The organism is Agrobacterium sp. D14, assembly GCF_001526505.1.
Taxonomy (GTDB): domain Bacteria; phylum Pseudomonadota; class Alphaproteobacteria; order Rhizobiales; family Rhizobiaceae; genus Agrobacterium; species Agrobacterium leguminum.
Window position 1 is genome coordinate 324,676 of the sequence record NZ_ASXX01000032.1, and the last position, 21,837, is coordinate 346,512.

The 21,837-nt window shown below is 59.6% G+C and carries 15 protein-coding genes and 1 pseudogene; 14 read left to right on the top strand and 2 right to left on the bottom strand.

Annotated features, from left to right (window positions below):
• Nucleotides 1-12: 12 nt before the first annotated feature.
• The 10 genes and pseudogenes from L901_RS18450 (at nt 13) to L901_RS18495 (ending at nt 11,494) form a co-directional block, all read left to right on the top strand.
• Nucleotides 13-1,305: an ABC transporter substrate-binding protein gene (locus L901_RS18450; protein ID WP_003503651.1), complete on the top strand. Its 1,293-nt coding sequence runs from the start codon at nt 13-15 to the stop codon at nt 1,303-1,305.
• 66 nt (nt 1,306-1,371) lie between these two features.
• Nucleotides 1,372-2,172: a phosphodiesterase gene (locus L901_RS18455; RefSeq protein ID WP_059759400.1), complete on the top strand. Its 801-nt coding sequence runs from the start codon at nt 1,372-1,374 to the stop codon at nt 2,170-2,172.
• A gap of 291 nt (nt 2,173-2,463) precedes the next feature.
• A pseudogene (locus L901_RS18460) lies at nt 2,464-3,959 on the top strand (acetyl-CoA hydrolase/transferase family protein).
• A 186-nt stretch (nt 3,960-4,145) separates the two neighbouring features.
• Nucleotides 4,146-5,468 (top strand): alpha/beta hydrolase, encoded by a 1,323-nt coding sequence (locus tag L901_RS18465; protein ID WP_059759403.1) that lies wholly within the window; start codon nt 4,146-4,148, stop codon nt 5,466-5,468.
• 129 nt (nt 5,469-5,597) lie between these two features.
• A complete protein-coding gene (locus L901_RS18470; RefSeq protein WP_059759406.1) occupies nt 5,598-6,635 on the top strand; it encodes a 4-hydroxyproline epimerase in 1,038 nt (345 codons plus the stop codon).
• Between the two features lie 113 nt (nt 6,636-6,748).
• The gene (pyrC, locus tag L901_RS18475; protein ID WP_059759511.1) at nt 6,749-7,786 is read left to right on the top strand and encodes a dihydroorotase; all 1,038 of its coding nucleotides are present in this window, start codon (nt 6,749-6,751) and stop codon (nt 7,784-7,786) included.
• A 167-nt stretch (nt 7,787-7,953) separates the two neighbouring features.
• Complete coding sequence (locus L901_RS18480) at nt 7,954-8,652, top strand: orotate phosphoribosyltransferase (protein ID WP_003520012.1); 699 nt, start codon at nt 7,954-7,956, stop codon at nt 8,650-8,652.
• A 100-nt stretch (nt 8,653-8,752) separates the two neighbouring features.
• Nucleotides 8,753-9,679: a carbohydrate kinase gene (locus L901_RS18485; RefSeq protein WP_035219136.1), complete on the top strand. Its 927-nt coding sequence runs from the start codon at nt 8,753-8,755 to the stop codon at nt 9,677-9,679.
• Nucleotides 9,680-9,803: 124 nt separating this feature from the next.
• Nucleotides 9,804-10,769, top strand: a complete 966-nt coding sequence (locus tag L901_RS18490; protein WP_059759513.1) for an acetylxylan esterase — start codon at nt 9,804-9,806, stop codon at nt 10,767-10,769.
• Entirely contained in the window at nt 10,766-11,494 is a 729-nt protein-coding gene (locus L901_RS18495; protein WP_059759409.1) for an esterase family protein, read from the top strand. The genes L901_RS18490 and L901_RS18495 overlap by 4 nt, the downstream gene beginning before the upstream one ends.
• Nucleotides 11,495-11,555: 61 nt before the next feature.
• On the opposite strand, the gene pgi is transcribed toward L901_RS18495, so the two are convergent.
• Both pgi and L901_RS18505 read right to left on the bottom strand, forming a co-directional pair.
• Complete coding sequence (gene pgi, locus L901_RS18500) at nt 11,556-13,181, bottom strand: glucose-6-phosphate isomerase (protein ID WP_059759412.1); 1,626 nt, start codon at nt 13,179-13,181, stop codon at nt 11,556-11,558.
• A 139-nt stretch (nt 13,182-13,320) separates the two neighbouring features.
• Entirely contained in the window at nt 13,321-15,033 is a 1,713-nt protein-coding gene (locus L901_RS18505) for a long-chain fatty acid--CoA ligase (protein WP_059759415.1), read from the bottom strand.
• Between the two features lie 359 nt (nt 15,034-15,392).
• On the opposite strand from L901_RS18505, the gene L901_RS18510 reads away from it, so the two are divergent.
• From L901_RS18510 to L901_RS18525, 4 genes are all read left to right on the top strand, one after another.
• Nucleotides 15,393-16,448 carry an ABC transporter ATP-binding protein gene (locus tag L901_RS18510; protein ID WP_020810552.1) on the top strand — a complete coding sequence of 352 codons (1,056 nt, stop codon included), beginning with the start codon at nt 15,393-15,395 and terminating at the stop codon, nt 16,446-16,448.
• Nucleotides 16,449-16,597: 149 nt separating this feature from the next.
• Nucleotides 16,598-17,614, top strand: a complete 1,017-nt coding sequence (locus tag L901_RS18515) for an extracellular solute-binding protein (protein WP_003503602.1) — start codon at nt 16,598-16,600, stop codon at nt 17,612-17,614.
• Nucleotides 17,615-17,687: 73 nt separating this feature from the next.
• Nucleotides 17,688-19,364 (top strand): iron ABC transporter permease, encoded by a 1,677-nt coding sequence (locus tag L901_RS18520; protein WP_020810553.1) that lies wholly within the window; start codon nt 17,688-17,690, stop codon nt 19,362-19,364.
• Nucleotides 19,365-19,543: 179 nt separating this feature from the next.
• On the top strand, nt 19,544-21,733 hold the full coding sequence (locus L901_RS18525) for a TonB-dependent siderophore receptor (protein WP_082710705.1): 2,190 nt from the start codon (nt 19,544-19,546) through the stop codon (nt 21,731-21,733).
• The last annotated feature ends 104 nt before the right edge of the window (nt 21,734-21,837 follow it).

Consider the following 21,837-nt stretch of genomic DNA (forward strand, 5'->3'; position numbering starts at 1 on the left):
CTGGAGACTGACATGAAACTCAACCGACGCGCTGTGATGGGCGGTCTGGCTCTCGGCATGGCTTTTGCAGGCCTCGCTCAGCCGGTTCTGGCCAATGAAATCACGCTCAACGTTCTCTACAACCTGCCGGGCTTCACCAAGTTCCATCAGCCGCTGGCCGATGAATTCATGAAGAAGAACCCGGACGTGAAGATCAACTTCCTCGCTCCGGCCGCCGGTTATAATGAAGGCCAGCAGCAGGTTCTGCGCTCCGCCGTAACGGGCAATCTGCCGGATGTTTATTTCTCGGGTTACAACCTGACGGCGGAACTCGTTCACACGCTTGCACCGCGCAACCAGATCACCGATCTCGGCCCGTTCATTCAGGCTGAAGGCGGTCAGGCCTTCCTCGACAAGAACTACAGCCCGAAGATGGCCGCCCTCGGCCAGATCGACGGCAAGCAGTATGGCCTGCCGGTCAACGCCTCCTCGCCGATCATCTACATCAACTCCGACCTCGTCACCAAGGCTGGCGGCGACCCGGACAAGATGCCGACGACCTTTGCGGAACTCATTGCTCTCGCAAAGAAGATCAAGGCTCTCGACCCTAAGTTTGCCGGCATGAGCTACGACATTAACGGCTGGCCGGATGACTGGTTGTGGCAGGCGCTCATCGTCGAACAGGGCGGCAAGCTCGTTGACGAGAAGGCCAAGACCGTTGGCTTCGATAACGAGATCGGCCTCAACGCCCTGAAGATGACCCGTCAGTTCGTCACCGAAGGCGGCCAGAACCTGCTCGACTGGGATCAGTCGCGCCAGCAGTTCGGTGCAGGCCTCACCGGTTTCATTTTCTCGACGCCTGCCCATGTTCAGACGATCCAGGGTCTGGTCGGCGACCGCTTCAAGCTGAAGACCGCGACCTTCCCGCTCGACAACAAGGAAAAGGGCGGCGTTCCGACCGGCGGCAACTCGGCTGTTATTCTGACCCAGGAAAAGGCCAAGCAGGACGCCGCCTGGAAGTACCTGAAGTGGATCACCGGTCCGGAAGCACAGAACACCATCGTTCGCATCACCGGTTACCTGCCGACCAACAAGCTGGCCACCGGCCCGGACTTCCTCGCTCCTTATTATGTCGAGAACCCGAATGTGAAGACCGCTTCGCTTCAGGCTGACCGTTCTCTGCCCTGGGCCGGTTATCCGGGTGGCGATTCCGTCCGCATCTGGCGCACCCAGCGCGACATCATCGGCACCGTCATGCGCGGTGAGGTGACGCCGGAAGCCGGTCTCAAGCAGATCGTCGAGCAGACCAACGCCCTGCTGAAATAAGCAAAACCATCGAAAAGGCTGCGGGGAAATTCGTTCCCGCAGCCATTTTGCGCAGAGAGACCGACGATGAAGATCATCCAGATCACCGACACCCATCTCGTACCCCCCGGCATTGCTGTAAACGGCGTCGACCCTGAAAAGCAGCTGCGCGCGGCGGTGGCCGATATTGTCGAAAAACATGCCGACGCCGATCTTCTTGTGATGACGGGTGATCTCTGCAATTACGGCGAGCCGGAAGCCTATGAGCTGCTTCGCGATATCCTCGCGCCCGTCTCGATCCCCGTGCAGTTGATGCTCGGCAATCACGACCGCCGCCCGGAATTCGTAGCGGCTTTTCCGGAGCAGCCGCGCGACGATAACGGCTATATCCAGTCCTTCATCGATACCGAATTCGGCCGACTGCTGTTTCTCGATAGCCACGAGGCCGATGTGATCGGCGGCATGTATGGTGCGGATCGTCTGGCATGGCTGGAGAGTGCGCTGGAAAGCGCGGGCGACCTGCCGGTGACGGTGTTCATTCATCACCCGCCGATGGATTGCGGCATCCGCCATTTCGAACATATCGGCATGCATGATGACGGTGCTGTCATGCGCCGTCTTGTCGCTCATCCGGCCGGTATACGTCATATCATTTTTGGCCATATCCATGTGCCGATGGCAGGAACGACCGCCGAAGGCATCGCCTACAGTTCCGGTCAGGCCTGCGCGCACCGTTTCATCACCGATATCGATGTTGTCGATCCGCTATGGACGGGCGGCAATCCCTGTTACCGGGTCATAAGCCTCGGCGCATTCGGTCTGCGTGCCTATGATGCGGAAGCGGGGCAGGTCGTACTCGGTCAGGCGCCTGTCTGCGAAGGCCCCTGACACCGGACGTTTCCGTATTGCACGGAGATGACCTTCGCCTCGTCGCCTGTTGCCGGTGGTGAGGGAGAGATTTTTGACGATTGCAAGGCTGCGGTGGCGAGAAGACCCCCGTGGCCTGTCGCGCCGATGCGCCACTTCTGGTTTGTTGAACGGGATGTGATGCATCGGAACCATGGTTCCGTGCGCACCCTTGATCTATGTCAGTTTCATCGATGAAACTGCACGCCATAGTCGCCGAAAGGTGGCCAGCCGAATGCCGTGCCATCGTGATGACAGATCATGGAGAATTGCATGCTTGAAAAGCGTATCCGCAACGCGTCCCTCTTGAACAGGATCGTCAGCGCCGAAGAGGCCGCCAGTCTCATTCAGGACGGCATGACGGTGGGCATGAGCGGTTTTACGCGCGCCGGCGAAGCGAAGGCGGTGCCGTTGGCGCTGGCCGAGCGCGCCAAAACGAACCCCATGAAAATCACCCTGATGACCGGTGCGTCGCTGGGCAACGATCTTGACAAGACCATGGTGGAGGCGGGCATGCTGGCGCGTCGCATGCCGTTCCAGTCCGATCCGGCTTTGCGCAGGGCGATCAATGACGGCAAGGTGATGTTCATCGATCAGCATCTTTCCGAAACGGTCGAGCAATTGCGCGGCGGCCAGATCCATGGGGTCGATATCGCCATTGTCGAGGCTGTGGCGATCACGGCGGAAGGCGGCATCGTGCCCACCACCTCCGTCGGCAATTCCGCAGCTTCGCTATTCTGGCCGATAAGGTGATCGTCGAAATCAACCTGTCGCAGCCCGAGGTGCTGGAGGGGTTGCACGACATCTTCATTCCCGCCAGGCGCCCGACCCGCATGCCCATTCCGGTTGTGGCGACGGATAGCCGTGTCGGCCTGCCGTTCATTCCGGTGCCGCCGGAAAAGATCGCCGCCATCGTGCTGAGTGACAAGAGCGACAGTTTTTCAACCGTGCTGCCGCCGGATGACGAGACGAAGGCCATTGCCGGCCATCTCACCGAATTTCTGTTGAACGAGGTGCGTCATGGCCGCATGACCCATGAACTCCAGCCGCTCCAGGCTGGCATCGGCACCATTGCCAATGCCGTGATGCACGGTTTCATCGATACGCCGTTTCACGATCTCAAAATGTATTCGGAGGTCCTACAGGATTCGACTTTCGAACTGTTTGATGCGGGCAAGCTGACTTTCGCCTCCGGCTCGTCGATCACGCTGTCTTCCGCCATGAACGAGCGGGTGATGCCGCGACTGGCGGAATATAAGAGCAGGCTTATCCTGCGGCCGCAGGAGGTCAGCAACCACCCGGAAGTCATCCGCCGCCTTGGCATTATCGGCATCAACACGGCGCTGGAATTCGATATTTATGGAAACGTCAATTCCACCCATGTCGGTGGAACGCACATGATGAACGGCATCGGCGGCTCGGGGGATTTCGCCCGCAACGCCTATATGTCCATCTTCGTCACCAAATCGATCGCCAAGGGCGGGGCCATTTCAAGCGTCGTGCCGATGGTCAGCCATGTCGATCATACCGAACATGATGTCGATATTCTCGTCACCGAAATCGGGCTTGCCGATCTGCGTGGGCTGGCGCCTCGCGAGCGCGCGGCGGTCATCATCGCGAACTGCGTGCATCCTGATTATCGCGATGCGCTGATGGATTATTACCAGCGGGCGGCAGCGCGGGGTGGGCATACGCCGCATCTCATCGAAGAAGCGCTCTCCTGGCATGCGGCTCTGCGCGAAAGGGGCACGATGCTGCCGCAGAAATAGGCCTGCATTTTAGAAGGCGCCCCGTTGCCGGTGTGACAGCCGTGCAATTGGGTCCGTTTGGACACACCGGGGCGGAAATTGTCCGCTTCTGTGCTGTGGTTGCTGGCGCGTCTGTTCCGCCTCCGGTAGAAAATCCTCTCCCCCGGCTGCTGTCCGGCTGCCTCTGGGTTGTAGGAGAGTAACGTGATGCCCATTCGCTTCGTGGCCATGATCGCCATTGTCGCCCTGCTCGCCGGCTGCGGGGGGCGTCCGATTGGGGTCATGACGCCCACGGGGCAGACCGTGGCGGGAACCACACCGGTCAATCTTCTGGTCGCCACCACCCGCGCGCCATCGGAAAACGCCGCCGTGCTTTTTGGCGGCGAGCGTGGAACGGGTCTGAAGGTGGATGCGGTGACGGTTTCCATTCCGCCCAATGCCAACCGCAAGGTCGGGCAGGTGCAATGGCCGAAGAAACTGCCGCCGAACCCGCTGAAGGATTTCACCACGGTGGCGGTGGAGCCCATTCGCTCCGAAGCCGAGACACGAAGCTGGATCGGCAAACATATCCAGAAGGACCGCCGCGTGCTGGTCTTCGTGCATGGTTTCAATAACCGTTACGAAGAATCCGTCTATCGTTTCGCCCAGATCGTTCATGATTCCGGCACGGATGTCGTGCCGGTGGTCTTCACCTGGCCGTCGCGGGCGAGCATTTTCGACTATAATTACGACAAGGAAAGCACCAACTACTCGCGCGATGCGCTGGAGGAGATGCTGACGCGACTCGCCAAGGACAAGTCCATCGGTGAGGTCACGGTCATGGCCCATTCCATGGGCACCTGGCTTGCGGTGGAGGCGCTGCGCCAGATGGCCATTCGCAATGGCCGCGTCGATCCGAAGATCGGCAATGTCATTCTCGCCGCGCCGGATCTTGATGTGGATGTGTTCAGCCGGCAATTCGCAAGCCTCGGCAAAACCCCGCCGAAATTCACTCTGTTCGTTTCGCAGGATGATCGCGCTCTTAGCCTGTCGCGCCGCATTTCCGGCAATGTCGATCGTCTCGGCCAGATCGACCCATCCGTCGAGCCCTATCGCAGCGAGCTTGAAAAAGCCGGCATCACTGTTCTGGATTTGACCAAGCTGCAATCCGGCGACCGCCTGAATCATGGCAAGTTTGCCGAAAGCCCCGAGGTTGTTCGGCTTATCGGCGACCGCCTTATCGCCGGGCAGACGGTAACGGATTCCGATGTCGGTCTGGGGGAGGCGCTGGGTGCCGTCAGCATCGGGGCTGCGCAAACCGTCGGAACAGCGGCGAGCGTCGTGGTCAGCGCGCCGATTGCGGTGTTCGATCCACGCACGCGTGAAAATTACGGCAGGCAGGTGGAGCGGCTCGGCCGCTCCGTGGAAAATACCGTCGGATCGGTGGGCGATACCGCCGGTTCCGTGGTGGACGATCAGGCTGTTCAGTCGTCGAGAGTGAATTGCGAGGCGGCCGCCAATCGAAACCGGGCAGAGTGCCGTAACCGATAGATCAAAGATCAAAAGCGAGATGGTGAAACCGTAAGCGATTTTCACCATCTCGCCTTCGCAGATTTGTATACAGCTTGTATTTTTATCTATATGGTCCGGTCAGCAGCTTAACTTCCGGAGTAGACCCCCATGCGTTGGAAACGCACCCTCCAGCTTCTCGATGTTCATTGCGAAGGCGAAATCGGCCGTGTCGTCACCGGCGGCGCGCCGAAAATTCCCGGCAATACGGTGGCCGAACAGCTTCACTGGATGAATACCGATCCGCGGGGTGAGGCGCTTCGCCGCTTCCTGACGCTGGAGCCGCGCGGCACGCCGATGGGATCGGTCAATCTTCTCCTGCCGCCGAAGCACCCGGATGCGCATGCCGCTTTCGTCATTCTCCAGCCGGATCAGGCGCATGCCAGCTCCGGTTCCAATTCCATCTGCGCGACGACCGCGCTTCTGGAAAGCGGCATGGTGGAAATGCAGGAGCCGGAAACCGTTATCATCCTCGAAACAGCCGCCGGTCTGGTCAAGGCCACGGCCACCTGCCGCGATGGCCGTTGCGAAAAAGTCAAGCTGACCATGGTGCCGTCCTTCGTGCATGAGCTGGATGTCAGCATCGACACGCCCGAATGGGGCAGGGTGACGATGGATATTTCGTACGGCGGCATCTTTTATGCGCTGGTCGATGTCCGCCAGATCGGCCTGACGATCGAAAAGGCCAATGCGGCAAAACTGGTTTCGGCGGGCATGATCCTGAAGGATCTGGTCAACCGTGAAATGACCGTTGTTCATCCGGAAATCCCGGCCATTTCCGGTGTCGCCTATGTCATGTTCCGCGATGTGGATGCGGATGGCTCCATCCGCACCTGCACCACCATGTGGCCGGGCCGGGCGGACCGCTCGCCCTGCGGCACCGGCAACTCCGCCAATCTCGCCACGCTCTATGCGCGCGGCAAGGTGAAGGTGGGAGACGAGTATAAATCCCGCTCGATCATCGGTTCGGAATTCGATGTCGGCCTTTCCGCCGTCACCGAGGTGGCCGGCCGCCCGGCTGTTATTCCCACCATTGCCGGGCGCGGCTTCACCTTCGGGCTGCATCAGGTAGGTCTCGACCCGTTTGATCCGCTGGCCGATGGTTTCGCCATGACCGATGTCTGGGGGCCGGAAGCGGGCAACATCTGAGGCATGCTTTAAAAAAATGACATTTACAGCCGCCCGATGAACTTTGGCGGCTGTTTTCCCGCGGCAAAAGATGCTAAGCGGGCGCCAATTCCGTCATGCTCCGAGGTATCCCGATGAAGTCGCTCACCCTGCGCCGCCCTGATGACTGGCACCTGCACCTGCGTGATGGGGCAATGCTGGAAGGGGTGATCGGGGATACGAGCCGCCATTTCGCCCGCGCCATCATCATGCCGAACCTGGTGCCGCCGGTCGTCACCACGGCCGATGCCCGCGCCTACCGCGAACGCATCGTCAAGGCAATTCCGGCGGGTGACCGTTTCGAGCCGCTGATGACCCTCTATCTGACCGAGGACACGCAGGCCGACGATGTGGAAGAGGGCAAAAAAAGCGGCCTCATCACCGCCGTAAAGCTCTACCCGGCGGGTGCGACCACCAATTCCCATGGCGGTGTGCGCGATTTCAACAAGGCCATGCCGGTTCTGGAACGCATGGCGAAGATCGGCCTGCCGCTTTGCGTGCATGGTGAGGTAACGACGCCGGAAGTCGATATTTTCGACCGCGAGAAGGTGTTCATCGATACGGTTCTGGAGCCTCTGCGCCAGCGCCTGCCGGAGCTCAAGGTGACGATGGAGCACATCACCACCCGCGACGGCGTGGACTATATCAAGTCGTCCAAGGCCAACATCGCCGGTTCCATCACCACCCACCATCTCATCATCAACCGTAACGCCATTCTCGTTGGCGGTATCAAGCCGCATTATTATTGCCTGCCCGTCGCCAAGCGCGAGGAGCACCGGCTGGCGCTGCGGGCTGCCGCGACTTCGGGCGATGCCCGCTTCTTCCTCGGCACGGATTCCGCCCCGCATGTGGATCCGCTGAAGGAATGCGCCTGCGGCTGCGCCGGCATCTATACCTCCATCAACACCATGAGCTGTCTTGCCCATGTCTTTGAGGATGAGAACGCCCTCGACAGGCTGGAAGCCTTCGCTTCGCTCAACGGCCCGGCCTGGTATGGTCTTGCGCCGAACGAGGAAACCATCACGCTGGTCAAGCGCGAGGAAGCGGTGGCCTTTCCTGAAAAAATCGAGACGGGTGCCGGGCCGGTGACCGTGTTCGATCCGATGTTCCCGCTCCATTGGGATGTGAGTTGATTTTTTAGTAACCGCCGGCACTGCCGGCGGTTTTGTTATGGTCCCCAGGCATTTGCCTTTCGATGCCGCCTGCGGATGCCTGCAATGCTGAACCGAGACGTTGTGCTTTCCGAAAACCGATCCGGGTTTTCGGAGCGATAAACCAAGGCCGAAAAAGGAGAACGCCTATGAACCATTTCACATTCACTGACCGCGCCGTCGTTGCGGAACTGGTTGCGAAGATGTTGTGGGAAATCAAGGCGGTCCACTTCAATTCCGAAAGCCCCTACACCTTCGCTTCGGGCATGAAGAGCCCGGTTTACATCGACATGCGCAAGCTCATCTCCTTCCCGCGCATCCGCTCGGCGGCGATGGATTTTGCGGCGGCGGCGGTGATGCGCGAGGCCGGTTTCGAGAAGTTCGACTGTGTGGCGGGCGGTGAAACGGCGGGCATTCCCTTTGCTGCTTTCCTTGCCGAACGTCTCGGCCTGCCGATGATCTATTGCCGCAAGAAGCCGAAAGGCCATGGCCGCAACGCCCAGATCGAAGGCCATATGCCGGAAGGTGCACGTGTTCTCGTCATCGAGGATCTGACGACGGCCGGCGGCTCGATGTTCACCTTCATCGACGCCATCCGTGCGGCGGGCGGCATTGTCGATCACGGCATCGCGCTGTTCTACTACGGCATCTTCGAAGAGGCCGAAGCGCGCTTCGCCAATGGCAATGTCAAGCTGCATTACCTGACCACCTGGCGCGATGTTCTGGCGGTTGCCCGGGCTGAAAAACTGTTCGACGAAAAGACTCTCTCGGAGGTCGAAGCCTTCCTCGATAACCCGCTGCCATGGTCGGCAAAACGCGGCGGTGTCAGCGAATTGCCGCAATCTTAATTTCGGATGCGGCCAGCCCGGTTTTGCGGCTGGCCTTCCGATCGATCTTCGTCTAAATCGATTTAAGTCCATTTGATTTGCTGTTTTGAGGAGGACCGTAATGATCCTGTGTTGTGGTGAAGCCCTGATCGACATGCTGCCCCGGCAGACGACGCTGGGTGAAGCGGGTTTTGCCCCCTATGCAGGCGGAGCGGTCTTCAACACGGCGATTGCGTTGGGGCGTCTCGGCGTTCCCTCCGCCTTCTTCACGGGTCTTTCCGATGACATGATGGGCGATATCCTGCGGGAAACCCTGCGCGCCAGCAATGTCGACTTCAGCTATTGCGCCACCCTTTCGCGGCCGACCACCATCGCCTTCGTGAAGCTGGTGGATGGCCATGCGACCTATGCCTTCTACGACGAAAACACCGCCGGCCGGATGATTACCGAGGCGGAGCTGCCGGCACTGGGCGCCGATTGCGAGGCGCTGCATTTCGGCGCGATCAGCCTCATCCCGGAGCCCTGCGGCAGCACCTATGAGGCCCTGATGACGCGCGAGCACAAAAGCCGTGTCATCTCGCTTGATCCGAATATTCGCCCTGGCTTCATCAAGGACAAGCAGTCCCACATGGCCCGCATCCGTCGCATGGCGGCCATGTCGGATATCGTGAAATTCTCGGATGAAGACCTTGCCTGGTTCGGGCTGGAAGGCGATGAGGACACGCTTGCCCGCCACTGGCTGCACCATGGTGCGAAACTCGTCGTCGTTACCCGTGGCGCCAAGGGCGCGGTGGGGTATAGCGCCAATCTCAAGGTTGAAGTGGCCTCCGAGCGGGTGGAAGTGGTCGACACTGTCGGCGCGGGTGATACCTTCGATGCCGGTATTCTCGCCTCGCTGAAAATGCAGGGCCTTCTGACCAAGGCGCAGGTTGCCTCGCTGACGGAAGACCAGATCAGGAAGGCTTTGGCGCTGGGCGCGAAAGCGGCCGCTGTCACCGTTTCGCGGGCGGGCGCGAACCCGCCCTTTGCGCACGAAATCGGTCTGTGATGAGCGCGGTTGAACCATTTTGAAAAGGTGGTTCAACACTCTTCCCGGCTTTAGAACCGTAAAAAACCGTTATTTCGATATTATGAAGCTTGTGTCTGCTGTTTTTTCGCGAAACAAGCATCGCATGAGCGTTCCCAAGTCCCATCCTTTCGATTTCGACCCGACCTATGGCATGCAGCGCGAGCAGCTGCTGGCCATTACACCACCCGAAGCGCCGCCGGGCTTCGATGATTTCTGGAAAAAGCGCTATCGCCGCGCGCTCGCCACGGATCCCCGGCCGGTGCTGCGCAAAAGCAGGCTCAGTGACCCCCGCTGGCATGTCCTCGAAATAACCTACACCTCCACCGGCGGTTTTCGCATTGGCGGGTGGCTGCTTTTGCCGCGCGAAGGGCAGGTGCGTCGCGGCCTCGTAGTCGGCCATGGTTATGGCGGGCGAGGGGAACCCGATTTGGACGTGCCGGTGGAAGAAACGGCCGTGTTGTTTCCCTGTTTTCGCGGGCTTTCGCTGAGCGCCTGTCCGCCGATCTCGTCCGACCCGGCGCTCCATGTTCTCTATAACATCGACAGGAAAGACGATTACATCATCGGCGGTTGCGTCGACGATCTGTGGGTTGCCGTTTCCACGCTCATCAGCCTTTATCCGTGGCTGGAAGGGCAGGTGGGTTATAGCGGCATCAGTTTCGGCGGCGGCATCGGTGCCCTGGCCATCCCTTTCGACGAGCGCATAGACCGTGGTCATCTTGTCGTGCCGACATTCGGACACCGGCCGTTCTGGCTGACGCTGCCGACCGTCGGCAGCGCGGATGCGGTTCAAACCTATCAGAAGACCCACGCAAACCTGCTTGAGACGCTGCGCCTGTTCGATGCCGCCTGTGCCGCCACCCGCATAAAAGTGCCGATGCTGGTCGCACCCGCGCTTTTCGACCCGGCGGTCGCGCCGCCCTGCCAGTTCGCGGTGGCCAATGCGCTGCCAAAATCAAAATTTAATGAAATATTCATCCTCGACGCCGGGCATTTCGATTACCCTGACAGCGCATCGCAAGATGCGGTCCATAAGGACAAGGTCAGACGGTTTTTCAAGGTGCCATGAAACGCGAATATCTCCGTTGGTATAGTCAAAGGCTCCATCGCGACATGGAGCTGCTAATATTCGGACATTCCGGCGCCAAGGTGCTGATGTTTCCCACCCGCGACGGGCGTTTCTTCGAATATGAGGAACTGGGTCTTGTCGGCAGTCTGGCCGATAAGCTGGAGGCGGGCCACCTTCAGCTCTATTGCATAGAGGGGCTGGCCAGAGAGACCTTCTACGCGGCCGGGCATCATCCCGCCGATCGCATTCGCCGGCACGCCGCCTTCGAAGACTATATTCTGAACGAAGTGCTGCCGTTGATGGCCGAGAAAAACCCGAATAGCGATACGATCGTGCAGGGTTGCAGCCTGGGTGCGTTTCAGGCCGCCAGCCTCGTCTTTCGCCACCCGCATCTTTTTCGCAAGCTCGTCGCCTTTTCCGGCCGTTATGACCTGACGATGAAGGTGGAATCCTTCGGCGATCTGTTCGACGGCTATTACGATGACGATGTCTATTTCCACATGCCGAGCCATTTCCTGCCGGGCCTCGCCTGCCCATGGCGACTCGATAGCCTGCGCCGCATCGACATGGTTTTCACCATCGGCGATGCCGACCCGTTTCTGGACAACAACCATCACCTCAGCCGTGTTCTGTCGGAAAAACAGGTGGGGCATCGAATGCATGTCTGGGATGGCCGCGCCCACCGGGCGGGCGCGTGGCGCAAGATGGCGGCGCTTTATATTTGAGCCGCCACATTAAAAAAGCCGGAGGTGTCTCCGGCTTTTTAGATCGCGGTCGTAACGTCCCTCAGCCCGCCAGTCCCGCCAGCGCTTTCACCAGCCCCTGCGTCGAGCTGTCATGGCCGGCTGCACTTTCCTTGCCTTCAACGACGGGAAGCAGGCCGGTCGCCAGTTCCTTGCCAAGCTCCACGCCCCACTGGTCGAAGGAGTTGATGCGGAACAGCACGCCTTCGACGAAAACGCGGTGCTCGTAGAGCGCGATCAGGCGACCGAGCGCGAACGGCGTCAGCTTGTCGTAGACGAAGGTGATGGAGGGGCGGTTGCCGGTGAAGACGCGATGCGGCGCGATGAAATCGGCGAGTTTGTCTTCCATGCCCTTGGAGGTGAGCTGGGCTTTCGCTTCGGCGAGCGTGCGGCCCTTCATCAGCGCTTCCGATTGCGCCAGGCAATTGGCGATGAGAAGCTGGTGTTGGTGGCGCAGTTCGGGCTCGAAACCGTTGGCGGCGATCATGAATTCCGCCGGAATGACGCTCGTGCCCTGGTGGATGAGCTGGTAGAAGGCGTGCTGGCCGTTGGTGCCGGGCTCGCCCCAGACGACCGGGCCGGACTGGCCTTCGACGGGCGTGCCGTCGATGGTCACACCCTTGCCGTTCGATTCCATGTCGAGCTGCTGCAAATAGGCCGGGAAACGCGAGAGCCGCTGGTCATAGGGCAGGATCGCCCGGGTCGGATAATTCAGCACGTTGCGGTTATAAAAACCGATGAGGCCGAGCAGCATCGGCAGATTTTCGCGGATCGGCGCTTCGCGGAAATGCCTGTCCATGGCATGCGCGCCATCCAGGAACTTGCCGAAATTATCTGGCCCGATGGCGATCATCAGCGGCAGGCCGATGGCCGACCAGATCGAATAACGTCCGCCCACCCAGTCCCAGAAACCGAAGATGCGGTCGCTTTCGATACCGAAGGCGGCAACCTTTTCCAGTGCGGTGGAAACGGCGGCGAAGTGATGCTTGACAGCTGCCTCACCCAGTTTCTCGGCGATGAAGCGGCGCGCGGTGGCGGCATTCGTCATGGTTTCGATGGTGGTGAAGGTCTTCGACGCGACGATGAACAGCGAGGTTTCCGGGTCGACGAGCTTCAGCGTGTCGGCGATATGGGCGGCATCGATGTTCGAGACGAAATGCGCGCGCGGGCCGTCATGGAAAGGCGCGAGCGCCAGTGTCGCCATGACAGGGCCGAGATCGGAACCGCCAATGCCGATATTGATGACGTCGGTGATCTTCTTGCCAGTCGCGCCCTTGAGAGCGCCGGAGCGGATGGCATCGGCAAACTTGCCCATGGCCGCCAGAACGGCGTTCACATCGGGCATCACGTTCTTGCCGTCCACGAGAACCGGCGTATTGGAGCGATTGCGCAGCGCGGTATGCAGCACGGCGCGGTCTTCGGTGAAGTTGATCGCCTTGCCCGAGAACATCTCCTCGCGCTTGGCCTCGACACCGCCTTCGCGTGCGAGCTGTTCGAGAAGCGTGACGATCTCTTCGTTCACGGCGCATTTGGAATAGTCCATCAGCAGGTCATCGAATTTGGCGCTGAAACGGCTGAATCTCTTGTCGTCGGCCGCAAAGGCGGCGCGAAGATCGGTTGCGGCTGTGCTGCTCGCCGTTGCTTTCAGTTTTTCGATGGTGGCCTGCATCTTGTGCTCCTCGGCTTCCGTGGAAGGATGAGGAAACTATTCTTTTTCAGGCGGCCAAATCAAGGCGACTTTGATAAAAGAAAAGGGCCGGGATGAAAGAAAGAGCCGGTCGCCCGGCTCTCCCCATTGCGCGAGACAATCAGTTCAGATTGCGCAATTCGCGCCGCAAGATTTTACCGACATTCGATTTCGGCAACTCGGTGCGGAACTCGATGATTTTCGGCCTTTTGTAGTTCGTCAGGTTCTTGGCGCAGAAGGCCTTGAGCTCCGCTTCCGTGAGCGACTGGTCCTTTTTGACCACGAAAAGTTTGACGGTTTCGCCGGAATGTTCGTCCGGAACACCGATGGCGGCGCATTCCAGCACGCCCGGATGGCTGGCGGCCACTTCCTCTACTTCGTTCGGATAGACGTTGAAACCGGAAACGAGGATCATGTCCTTCTTGCGGTCGACGATCTTGGTGTAACCGCGCTCGTCCATGAAACCCATGTCGCCGGAACGGAAGAAGCCGTCGGCGGTCATGGCTTTTGCGGTTTCATCCGGCCGCTGCCAATAGCCGGCCATGACCTGCGGCCCGCGAATGCAGATCTCGCCGACTTCGCCTGTCGGCAGGCTGTTGCCGTCCTCGTCGCGAATATCGATTTCCGTCGAGGAAATCGGCAGACCGATGGTGCCGCTGAATTCCGTCGAATCGAGACGATTGACCGTTGCAACGGGCGATGTCTCGGAAAGACCGTAACCTTCGGCAATCGGGCAACCGACAATGGAAAGCCAGCGCTCCGCAACGGGCCTTTGCACGGCCATGCCGCCGCCGAGAACCAGAATAAGCGACGACAGATCGAGCTTGCGAAAATCCTCATTGTTCATCAGCGCGTTGAAAAGCGTGTTGATGCCGGGGAAAATATGCGGCTGATAATGCGTCAGCTCCTTCACGAAGCCGGGAATATCGCGTGGATTGGCGATCAGCAGATTATGACCGCCGAGCGCAATGCCCATCAGCGAATTCACCGTCAATGCGAAGATGTGGCAGAGCGGCAGCGCGCAGATGAAGTTGAGAACTTCCGGACGGTCCTTTCGGCCGTTGAAGGCGGCGTCCAGCCACAGGCTGATCTGAAGCTTGTTGGCCAGAAGATTGGCATGGGTGAGAACCGCACCCTTGGATACACCCGTTGTGCCGCCGGTATATTGCAGGAAGGCGATGTCCTGCGCCGTAAGGCTGACCGGCTTCAGCGAAAATCCCTGACCTTCCTTCAGCATCGCCTTGAAGCTAATGGAACCGGGAATGGTGTAGGCGGGCACCAGTTTCTTGACCTTGCGAACCACCAGATTGACGATATGTCCCTTCAGGCCGAGGAGATCGCCCATCGCCGCGACGACCACATGCCGAACCGCGGTTTTCGGCACCGCCTGCTGGGCCACATGGGCGAAGTTTTCCAGAACAAAGATCGCCTTTGCGCCGGAATCCTTGAGCTGATGTTCCAGCTCGCGCGGTGTGTAGAGCGGATTGACATTGACCACGATCATCCCCGCCCGCAGGATCCCGTATACCGCGACGGGATTTTGCAGGATATTCGGCATCATCACGGCAACCCGGTCGCCTTTTTCCAGCCCTCTGGATTGCAGCCAGGCAGCGACCGCGCGGGTTTCAGCGTCCAGTTCCCGATAGGTCAGGGACTTTCCCATGCTGGAAAAGGCCTTGCGGTCGGCAAATTGCGCACAGCTCTTTTCGAGAAGTTCGACAAGGGAGGCATGGGCGGATGCGGGGATTTCGGAAGGTACGCCCGGCGGATAGGATGCCAGCCAGCGCTTCTCTGCGCTGACATTTTCCGGGTGTCCCAAGGACAGTTCACTCATGCTTCTCCTCCCAGAGTCTTTGTCGCGCCGCGCATTCCTTGAAACGCGTGAAGGGCGCTTTCGGCTGCCTGATGTTCACGAAGCTCCCGCATTCAGCCGGCTCAATCGGCCGGGTTGAGGGAACTCCCTGTGGCGTCACCGGATCGACCGCTCCTCTCGCTCCCCGGTGACGAATGATAGACGCGTAATCCCTTGACGTCCATCTCGTCGGCAAAGCCTATTTAACTCTAACGTAAACGTCAATATTGCTGCCGCACATCTCGCCAACTCGTGAAGGGAAAAGCATTTTGCCCGGCTTTTTTGACTTTAATCCTGATTTGAGCGATCAACATAATTCGCAAAGCAGGGCAGGATTGGAAATGGCAGGCAGGGCAGCGCTTGAACTGAAATCGGTCGGGAAGAGATTCGGCGATACGGAAGTGCTGTCCGATATCGATCTTTCCGTCGAACGCGGCGAAATCATTTGTCTGGTGGGACGCTCCGGCTGTGGAAAATCGACCTTGCTGCGCATCGTGGCGGGCGTGGAGACGCCGGACCATGGCAGCGTTTCCCTGAACGGCGCTGCCGTTGCCGGCCCCGCTGTTTTCGTCGAGCCGGAAAAGCGCAATATCGGTTTTGTCTTTCAGGATTATGCGCTGTTTCCGCATCTGACCGTCGAGCAGAATGTGATGTTCGGTCTTCGGTCTTTGCCGAAGGTGGAAGCCCGCCGCCGCGCCGCAGAGATGATCGAACATGTTCACCTGCAGGAACTGGCGAAACGTTATCCGCATACGCTTTCGGGCGGCGAGCAACAGCGTGTGGCGCTCGCCCGCGCGCTTGCCCCGCAGCCCGGCCTGCTTCTGATGGACGAACCCTTTTCCAATCTGGACAGGGGATTGCGCGACAGCGTGCGCGAGGAAACGCTCGGCCTGTTGCGGCAACTGGGCACGACGGCGATCATGGTGACGCATGATCCGGAAGAGGCGCTTTCCGCAGGCGACCGTGTGGTTCTGATGCAGCGCGGGCGCATCGTGCAGAGCGGCACGGGTTACGAAATCCACGATCATCCCAAAACCCGTTATGCCGCCGATTTTTTCTGCGCCTTCAACAAGATCGAAGGCCGGGTAAGACAGGGTCGCGTCGAAACGCCGCTCGGGCTTCTGGGCGACGCGTCCGATCTGCCTGACGGTCTCGCCGCCATTGCCTATGTTCGCCCAAATGCGATTTCGATCATCGAGGACGGTGCGGCGAAAGAAGGAATTGCCGGCGAAATATCGAGCCGTGTCTTCCTGGGGGAGATCGAGCAGCTTGGCATAGCCGTGCCCGGACTGTCGGCCGATCTGCGTGTCAGGACAATGCAGCGCACACCCGCCAGGACGACAGCGGTGCGTTTCGGTATCGATCCCAAGGGAGTGCTGATATTTACTGCAAGTTGAGTGAGCGGATTTGTATGTTTATTTCCGCTCCATTTTCAACTCTTGGTGATCGAATCCGCGCGAAAAACAGAGAAATAAAACTTGATTTGGGTCATCAGGTATGATGTCTGCTCCCTCTATATTGCCGCTATCGGAGAGGGAGACAAAACATGACGAAATTTACCAGATTTGCCCTGCTTGCCAGCACGGTTGCCTTTGCAGCCGGAACGGCCAGCGCTGCGGAACTCAACATCTACACCACCCGCGAACCGGGCCTGATCCAGCCGCTTCTGGAATCCTTCACCGCCTCGAGCGGCGTCAAGGTCAACACCGTGTTCCTGAAGGACGGTCTTGCCGAGCGCGTTCTGAGCGAGGGCGCAAGCTCGCCTGCCGACGTTCTGATGACGGTGGATGCCGGCAACCTCGTCGATCTCGCTGAAAAGGGTGTCACCCAGGCGGTCGAATCCGAAACCTTGACCAAGGCTATCCCGGCTGAACTTCGTGATGCCAAGGGCCATTGGTTCGCGCTCTCCATGCGCGCCCGCGTTCTTTATGCGGCGAAGGATGTCGATCTCGCCTCCTTCAACTATGAAGATCTGGCGGATGCGAAGTGGAAGGGCAAGGTCTGCATTCGCGCCGGCCAGCACCCCTATAACACGGCGCTCTTTGCCGACTACATCGCCCATTACGGCGCTGCGGACACCGAGAAGTGGCTTGCCGGCGTCAAGGAAAACCTGGCCCGCAAGGCAGGCGGCGGCGACCGCGATGTCGCCAAGGACATCCTCGGCGGCATTTGCGATATCGGCATCGCCAACTCCTATTATGTCGGCCTGATGCGCTCGGGCAAGGGCGGCGAGGAGCAGGTGAAGTGGGGCGACGCCATCAAGGTCGTTCTGCCGACCTTCAAGAATGGCGGCACGCAGGTCAATATCAGCGGCGCTGCCGTGGCCAAGAATGCACCGAACAAGGCGGAAGCCGTCAAGCTGCTGGAATATCTCGTCTCCGACGAAGCCCAGAAGATCTATGCTGAAGCCAACTACGAATATCCGGTCAAGCAGGGTGCGGCTCTCAACGAGATCATCGCTTCCTTCGGCACGCTGAAGATCGATAACAAGCCGCTGACGGAAATCGTCTCGCACCGCAAGCAGGCGAGCGAGCTGGTCGACAAGGTCGGTTTCGACAAGTAAAGGCCAATCAGCGATAACTTGGTGGAAGGCGTTCGCATCTGCGGGCGCCTTTCCGCGTATTTTCTGAAAGCACATGAATCCAGACGCCATCCAGCCACTGACACCTCGTGCCCGAGCCAGGTTTTCATCCTCCTTCTGGTGGCTGTGCCTCTCCGTGCTGGCGGTCTGCGGCGCTATGGTGCCGGTTCTGGCGCTTGTATCGCAGGCGTTGCAGGGTTCTGAAGGCCTGTGGGCGCATCTCGGCTCGACCGTGCTCTGGACGGCGCTTCCGGATACGGCGATCCTTCTCGCCGGGGTCGGGCTGCTGGCCGGTGTCGTCGGAACCTATGCCGCCTGGTTGGTCACCGCCTATGATTTTCCCGGCCGCAAAATATTGGAATGGGCGCTGCTGCTGCCGCTGGCCATGCCCACCTATATCGTCGCTTACGCCTATCTGGATATTCTGCATCCCATCGGACCGGTGCAGGGCGCGATCCGCTGGCTGCTCGGTTATTCCAGCCCGCGCGAATTTCGTCTGCCGGACATAAGGTCCATGACGGGCTGCATCGTCCTTCTCGGCTTCGTGCTGTTTCCCTATGTCTATATTCCCGTGCGCGCCATGTTCCTGACGCAGGCGGGCAACCTGCTGGAAGCGGCACGAACGCTCGGCGTTTCCAGACGCGCGGCCTTCTTCAAGGTGGCGGTGCCGCTGGCGCGCCCGGCGATTGCGGTCGGCATCAGCCTTGCCCTGATGGAAGCGCTGAATGATATAGGCGCATCGGAGTTTCTGGGCGTCCGCACGCTCACCGTTTCCGTCTACACCACCTGGGTCACGAAATCCGACCTGCCGGGTGCGGCGCAGATCGCGCTTTCCATGCTGTTCATCGTTGTCGCCCTCGTGGCGCTTGAGCGCTGGGCGCGGCGCAAGCAGCGTTATGCGGTTTCGGCGCAGAAAAGCAGGGAACTGGAGCCGCTGCGACTCAACGGCCTGAAGGGCTGGGCCGCTTTCGTACTCGGCGGCCTGCCGGTCCTGATCGGCTTTGTGGCGCCGGCCAGCTATCTCGTCATCGAGGCATGGAAACGGTTCCGTTTCAGCGGCCTCTCCGCCCGCTTTGCCGATGAAGCTCTGAACACCATCGTCTTTGCCGGCCTGGCGACGGTTATCACCCTGATCCTCGGCCTTGCGGTTGCCTACGCCATGCGTCTTGCACCGGGGCGTCTCTCGCTCTGGTCCTACCGGCTTTCGACGGTCGGATATGCGGCCCCCGGCACGGTCATCGCCATCGGCGTGCTGATCGCGCTTGGCGGCTTCGACCGGTTTGTCGACCAGACCATGCGTGACTGGTTCGGCATCTCTACCGGCCTCATCTTCATCGGCAGCGGTGCGGCGCTGATCTATGCCTATTCGGCGCGTTTCCTCACCATTGCGGCGGGCGGTGTGGATGCCGGCCTCAGCCGCATACCGCAATCCTTCGATCACGCCTCGCGAACGCTCGGACGATCCGCGACGCAGACATTCCGCCAGATTCATCTGCCGCTATCCAAGGCGTCGCTTGCGGCAGCGGCGCTGCTGATCTTTGTCGATTGCGTCAAGGAGCTTCCCGCCACGCTTCTGTTGAGGCCGCTGAATTTCGAAACCTTCGCTACCCATCTTTATGGCGAAGCGGCGCGCGGCACCTATGAGGAGGCGGCAATCGCAGCGCTGGCAATCGTCGTCATCGGCATGCTTCCGGTCATGCAGCTTGCAAGGATCGGCCGGCGCAAGGGCTGATATCGAAGCCCTGTCCGATAAATGACGGGCGCAAAACTGTGCGAGAGGCCAATAAGCTTCAAATCCCGCCAGAAAACGACAAGCATCCTGCCTTAATCCTGATGTAAATACTCAGCTTAATTGAGGTGCCGCGGCCTGTCGAATTTGGACATCGGCTGCGATCTGTTTCGGGGCATATCTTGAAAAATTTGCATGGGATGTTTTTGAGCCGTCTGGCTTTGGGCACGGCCGCCGTTGTTTTGCTGGCGCCAGCGATGGGCCACGCGCAGGACACGACCGTTCTGCAGCAGATTACCGTTGAAGGGCAGGGCGCGGAAAACGCGACAGGTCCGGTCCGGGGTTATGTCGCGAAGAAAAGTGCGACCGGTTCGAAAACCGAGACGGAAACCAGGGATATTCCGCAATCCGTATCGGTCGTCGGCCGCCAGGAAATGGATGACCGCGGCGCAGTGACGAAAATCGACGAGGTACTGCGTTATACCCCCGGTGTGACGGCGGAGCCCTTCGGCACCGACCCGGATACGGACTGGATTTATATTCGCGGTTTTCAGGCCACCCAGACCGGCGTGTTTCTGGATGGTCTGAACCTGTTCAGCTACGGTTTCGGCGGTTTCCAGATGGATGCCTACGGTCTGGAGCGCGTGGAAGTTCTGAAAGGCCCTGCCTCGGTGCTTTATGGCGGCGCCAATCCCGGCGGTATTGTGCAGATGGTCCGCAAGCGCACGCAGGATGAGCCGGTGCGCGAAACGGAAATCGGCATCAATAATTTCGGCAATGCCTTCTTCGGTTTCGATCTCGGCGACAAGGTCGATGGTGAAGGCGTGTGGAAATACCGCGTCACCGGCAAGGTCTCCGGCGGCGACAATTACACCGATTATTCCGAGGATTTGCGCGGCTTCATCATGCCGCAGATCACCTTCGAGCCGGACGCGCAGACAAGTGCCACGCTTTACGGTTATTTCTCGGCGCTCGATCAGGTTCATATCGGCAACGGCTTCCTGCCTTATGTCGGCACCGTGGTCGACGCGCCCTTCGGCAAGCTCGACCGCAAGGCCTTTTATGGCGAGCCGGATATCGACAATGGCCGCGTCTACCAGTCCATGGTGGGTTACGAGGTCAGCCATGAATTCGACAATGGCTGGAAGATCAGCCAGAACGCCCGCTATGGCCACCTCTACAAGCATGAGACCGGACCCTATGCCGGCGGCTGGGCCAATACAGATGCAAACGGCCAGCCGATCCTCGATGCCACCACCAACGACTATATGTTGACTCGCTTCGGTTACGATGGCGTGTCGAAAGTCGACAGTTTCGGCGTGGATAACCGGGTCGAAGGCCAGTTCGATACCGGCGCGGTCAATCACTCTCTGCTCTTCGGTCTCGACTATAAATATTACCGGCTGGACCAGGTGCAGGCCTGCTGCGGATCGAATGCAATCGGTGCGCTCAACCCGGTCTATGGCTCGACGCAGGGAACGAATTTCGTCTATGCCGACAATATCGTGACCCAGCAGCAGATCGGCATCTACGCGCAGGACCAGCTGCGCTTCGGCGATGGCTGGCTGGTCACGCTGAACGGCCGTTACGACTATGTCGACACCGAGCTGAACAATAGGCTCCCTGCGGGTCTCTCCCGCCGCTCCAATGACGATGCGCTGAGCGGCCGCGCCGGTCTCGCCTATGAATTCGACAATGGCCTGACACCCTATGTCTCGGCGGCCACTTTCTTCAATCCGCTCATCGATACGCTTGCGGATGGCACTCCCGCTTCGCCGGAAGAGGGACACCAGTTCGAGGCCGGTATCAAATATGAGCCGACCTTCTTCGACGGCAGCATCACCGCCTCCGTCTTCAAGCTGGTCAAGGACAATGCCATCGTTTCCTATACGGCCGGCGGCGTGACCACGAGCGGTCAGTTCGGGCAGGTGGAATCCACCGGCTTCGAGCTGGAGGCCAAGGCCAATCTCACCGACAACTGGAAGGCGCTCGCCTCTTATTCCTATACGGATCTGGAGATTACCCGCGACGCCAATCCTAACCTTATCGGCAAATCGCCATGGATCGTGCCTGCCCACACCGCCTCGCTGTGGCTGGACTATGCCTTTACCACAGACGCGCTGGAAGGTCTCAGCCTCGGCGGCGGCGTTAGGTATCAGGGCAAATCCTGGGCGGATGAGGCAAATACGCTGCGTGTTCCGGATGCCGCCGTCTTCGACGCTGCAATCCGCTACGAGAAGAACGACTGGACCGCATCGATCAACGTCGCCAATGTCTTCGACAAGGAATATGTGAAGAGCTGCGCCGGCGTCTCCGTCTGCGGCTGGGGCGATAGCCGCACCGTCACCTTCAAGCTTTCCAAGAAGTGGTAAGGCTTGGCCGAAGGCCGGCAGTTGCGGGGAAAGCAGTTTGCCACTATAAACATGAATAGATTTATCATGTTTATAGTGGCGCCATGGCGCCCTGCGGGATCGAG

Bases quoted from the DNA above. Each gene is read 5' to 3' on its own strand.
- pgi (WP_059759412.1), bottom strand. From the start codon at position 13,181: ATGCAGGCCACCATCGAAAAACTGAAAGCAACGGCGAGCAGCACAGCC.
- L901_RS18450 (WP_003503651.1), top strand. From the start codon at position 13: ATGAAACTCAACCGACGCGCTGTGATGGGCGGTCTGGCTCTCGGCATG.
- pyrC (WP_059759511.1), top strand. From the start codon at position 6,749: ATGAAGTCGCTCACCCTGCGCCGCCCTGATGACTGGCACCTGCACCTG.
- L901_RS18480 (WP_003520012.1), top strand. From the start codon at position 7,954: ATGAACCATTTCACATTCACTGACCGCGCCGTCGTTGCGGAACTGGTT.
- L901_RS18510 (WP_020810552.1), top strand. From the start codon at position 15,393: ATGGCAGGCAGGGCAGCGCTTGAACTGAAATCGGTCGGGAAGAGATTC.
- L901_RS18505 (WP_059759415.1), bottom strand. From the start codon at position 15,033: ATGAGTGAACTGTCCTTGGGACACCCGGAAAATGTCAGCGCAGAGAAG.
- L901_RS18490 (WP_059759513.1), top strand. From the start codon at position 9,804: ATGAGCGTTCCCAAGTCCCATCCTTTCGATTTCGACCCGACCTATGGC.
- L901_RS18455 (WP_059759400.1), top strand. From the start codon at position 1,372: ATGAAGATCATCCAGATCACCGACACCCATCTCGTACCCCCCGGCATT.
- L901_RS18495 (WP_059759409.1), top strand. From the start codon at position 10,766: ATGAAACGCGAATATCTCCGTTGGTATAGTCAAAGGCTCCATCGCGAC.
- L901_RS18470 (WP_059759406.1), top strand. From the start codon at position 5,598: ATGCGTTGGAAACGCACCCTCCAGCTTCTCGATGTTCATTGCGAAGGC.
- L901_RS18520 (WP_020810553.1), top strand. From the start codon at position 17,688: ATGAATCCAGACGCCATCCAGCCACTGACACCTCGTGCCCGAGCCAGG.
- L901_RS18465 (WP_059759403.1), top strand. From the start codon at position 4,146: ATGCCCATTCGCTTCGTGGCCATGATCGCCATTGTCGCCCTGCTCGCC.
- L901_RS18485 (WP_035219136.1), top strand. From the start codon at position 8,753: ATGATCCTGTGTTGTGGTGAAGCCCTGATCGACATGCTGCCCCGGCAG.
- L901_RS18515 (WP_003503602.1), top strand. From the start codon at position 16,598: ATGACGAAATTTACCAGATTTGCCCTGCTTGCCAGCACGGTTGCCTTT.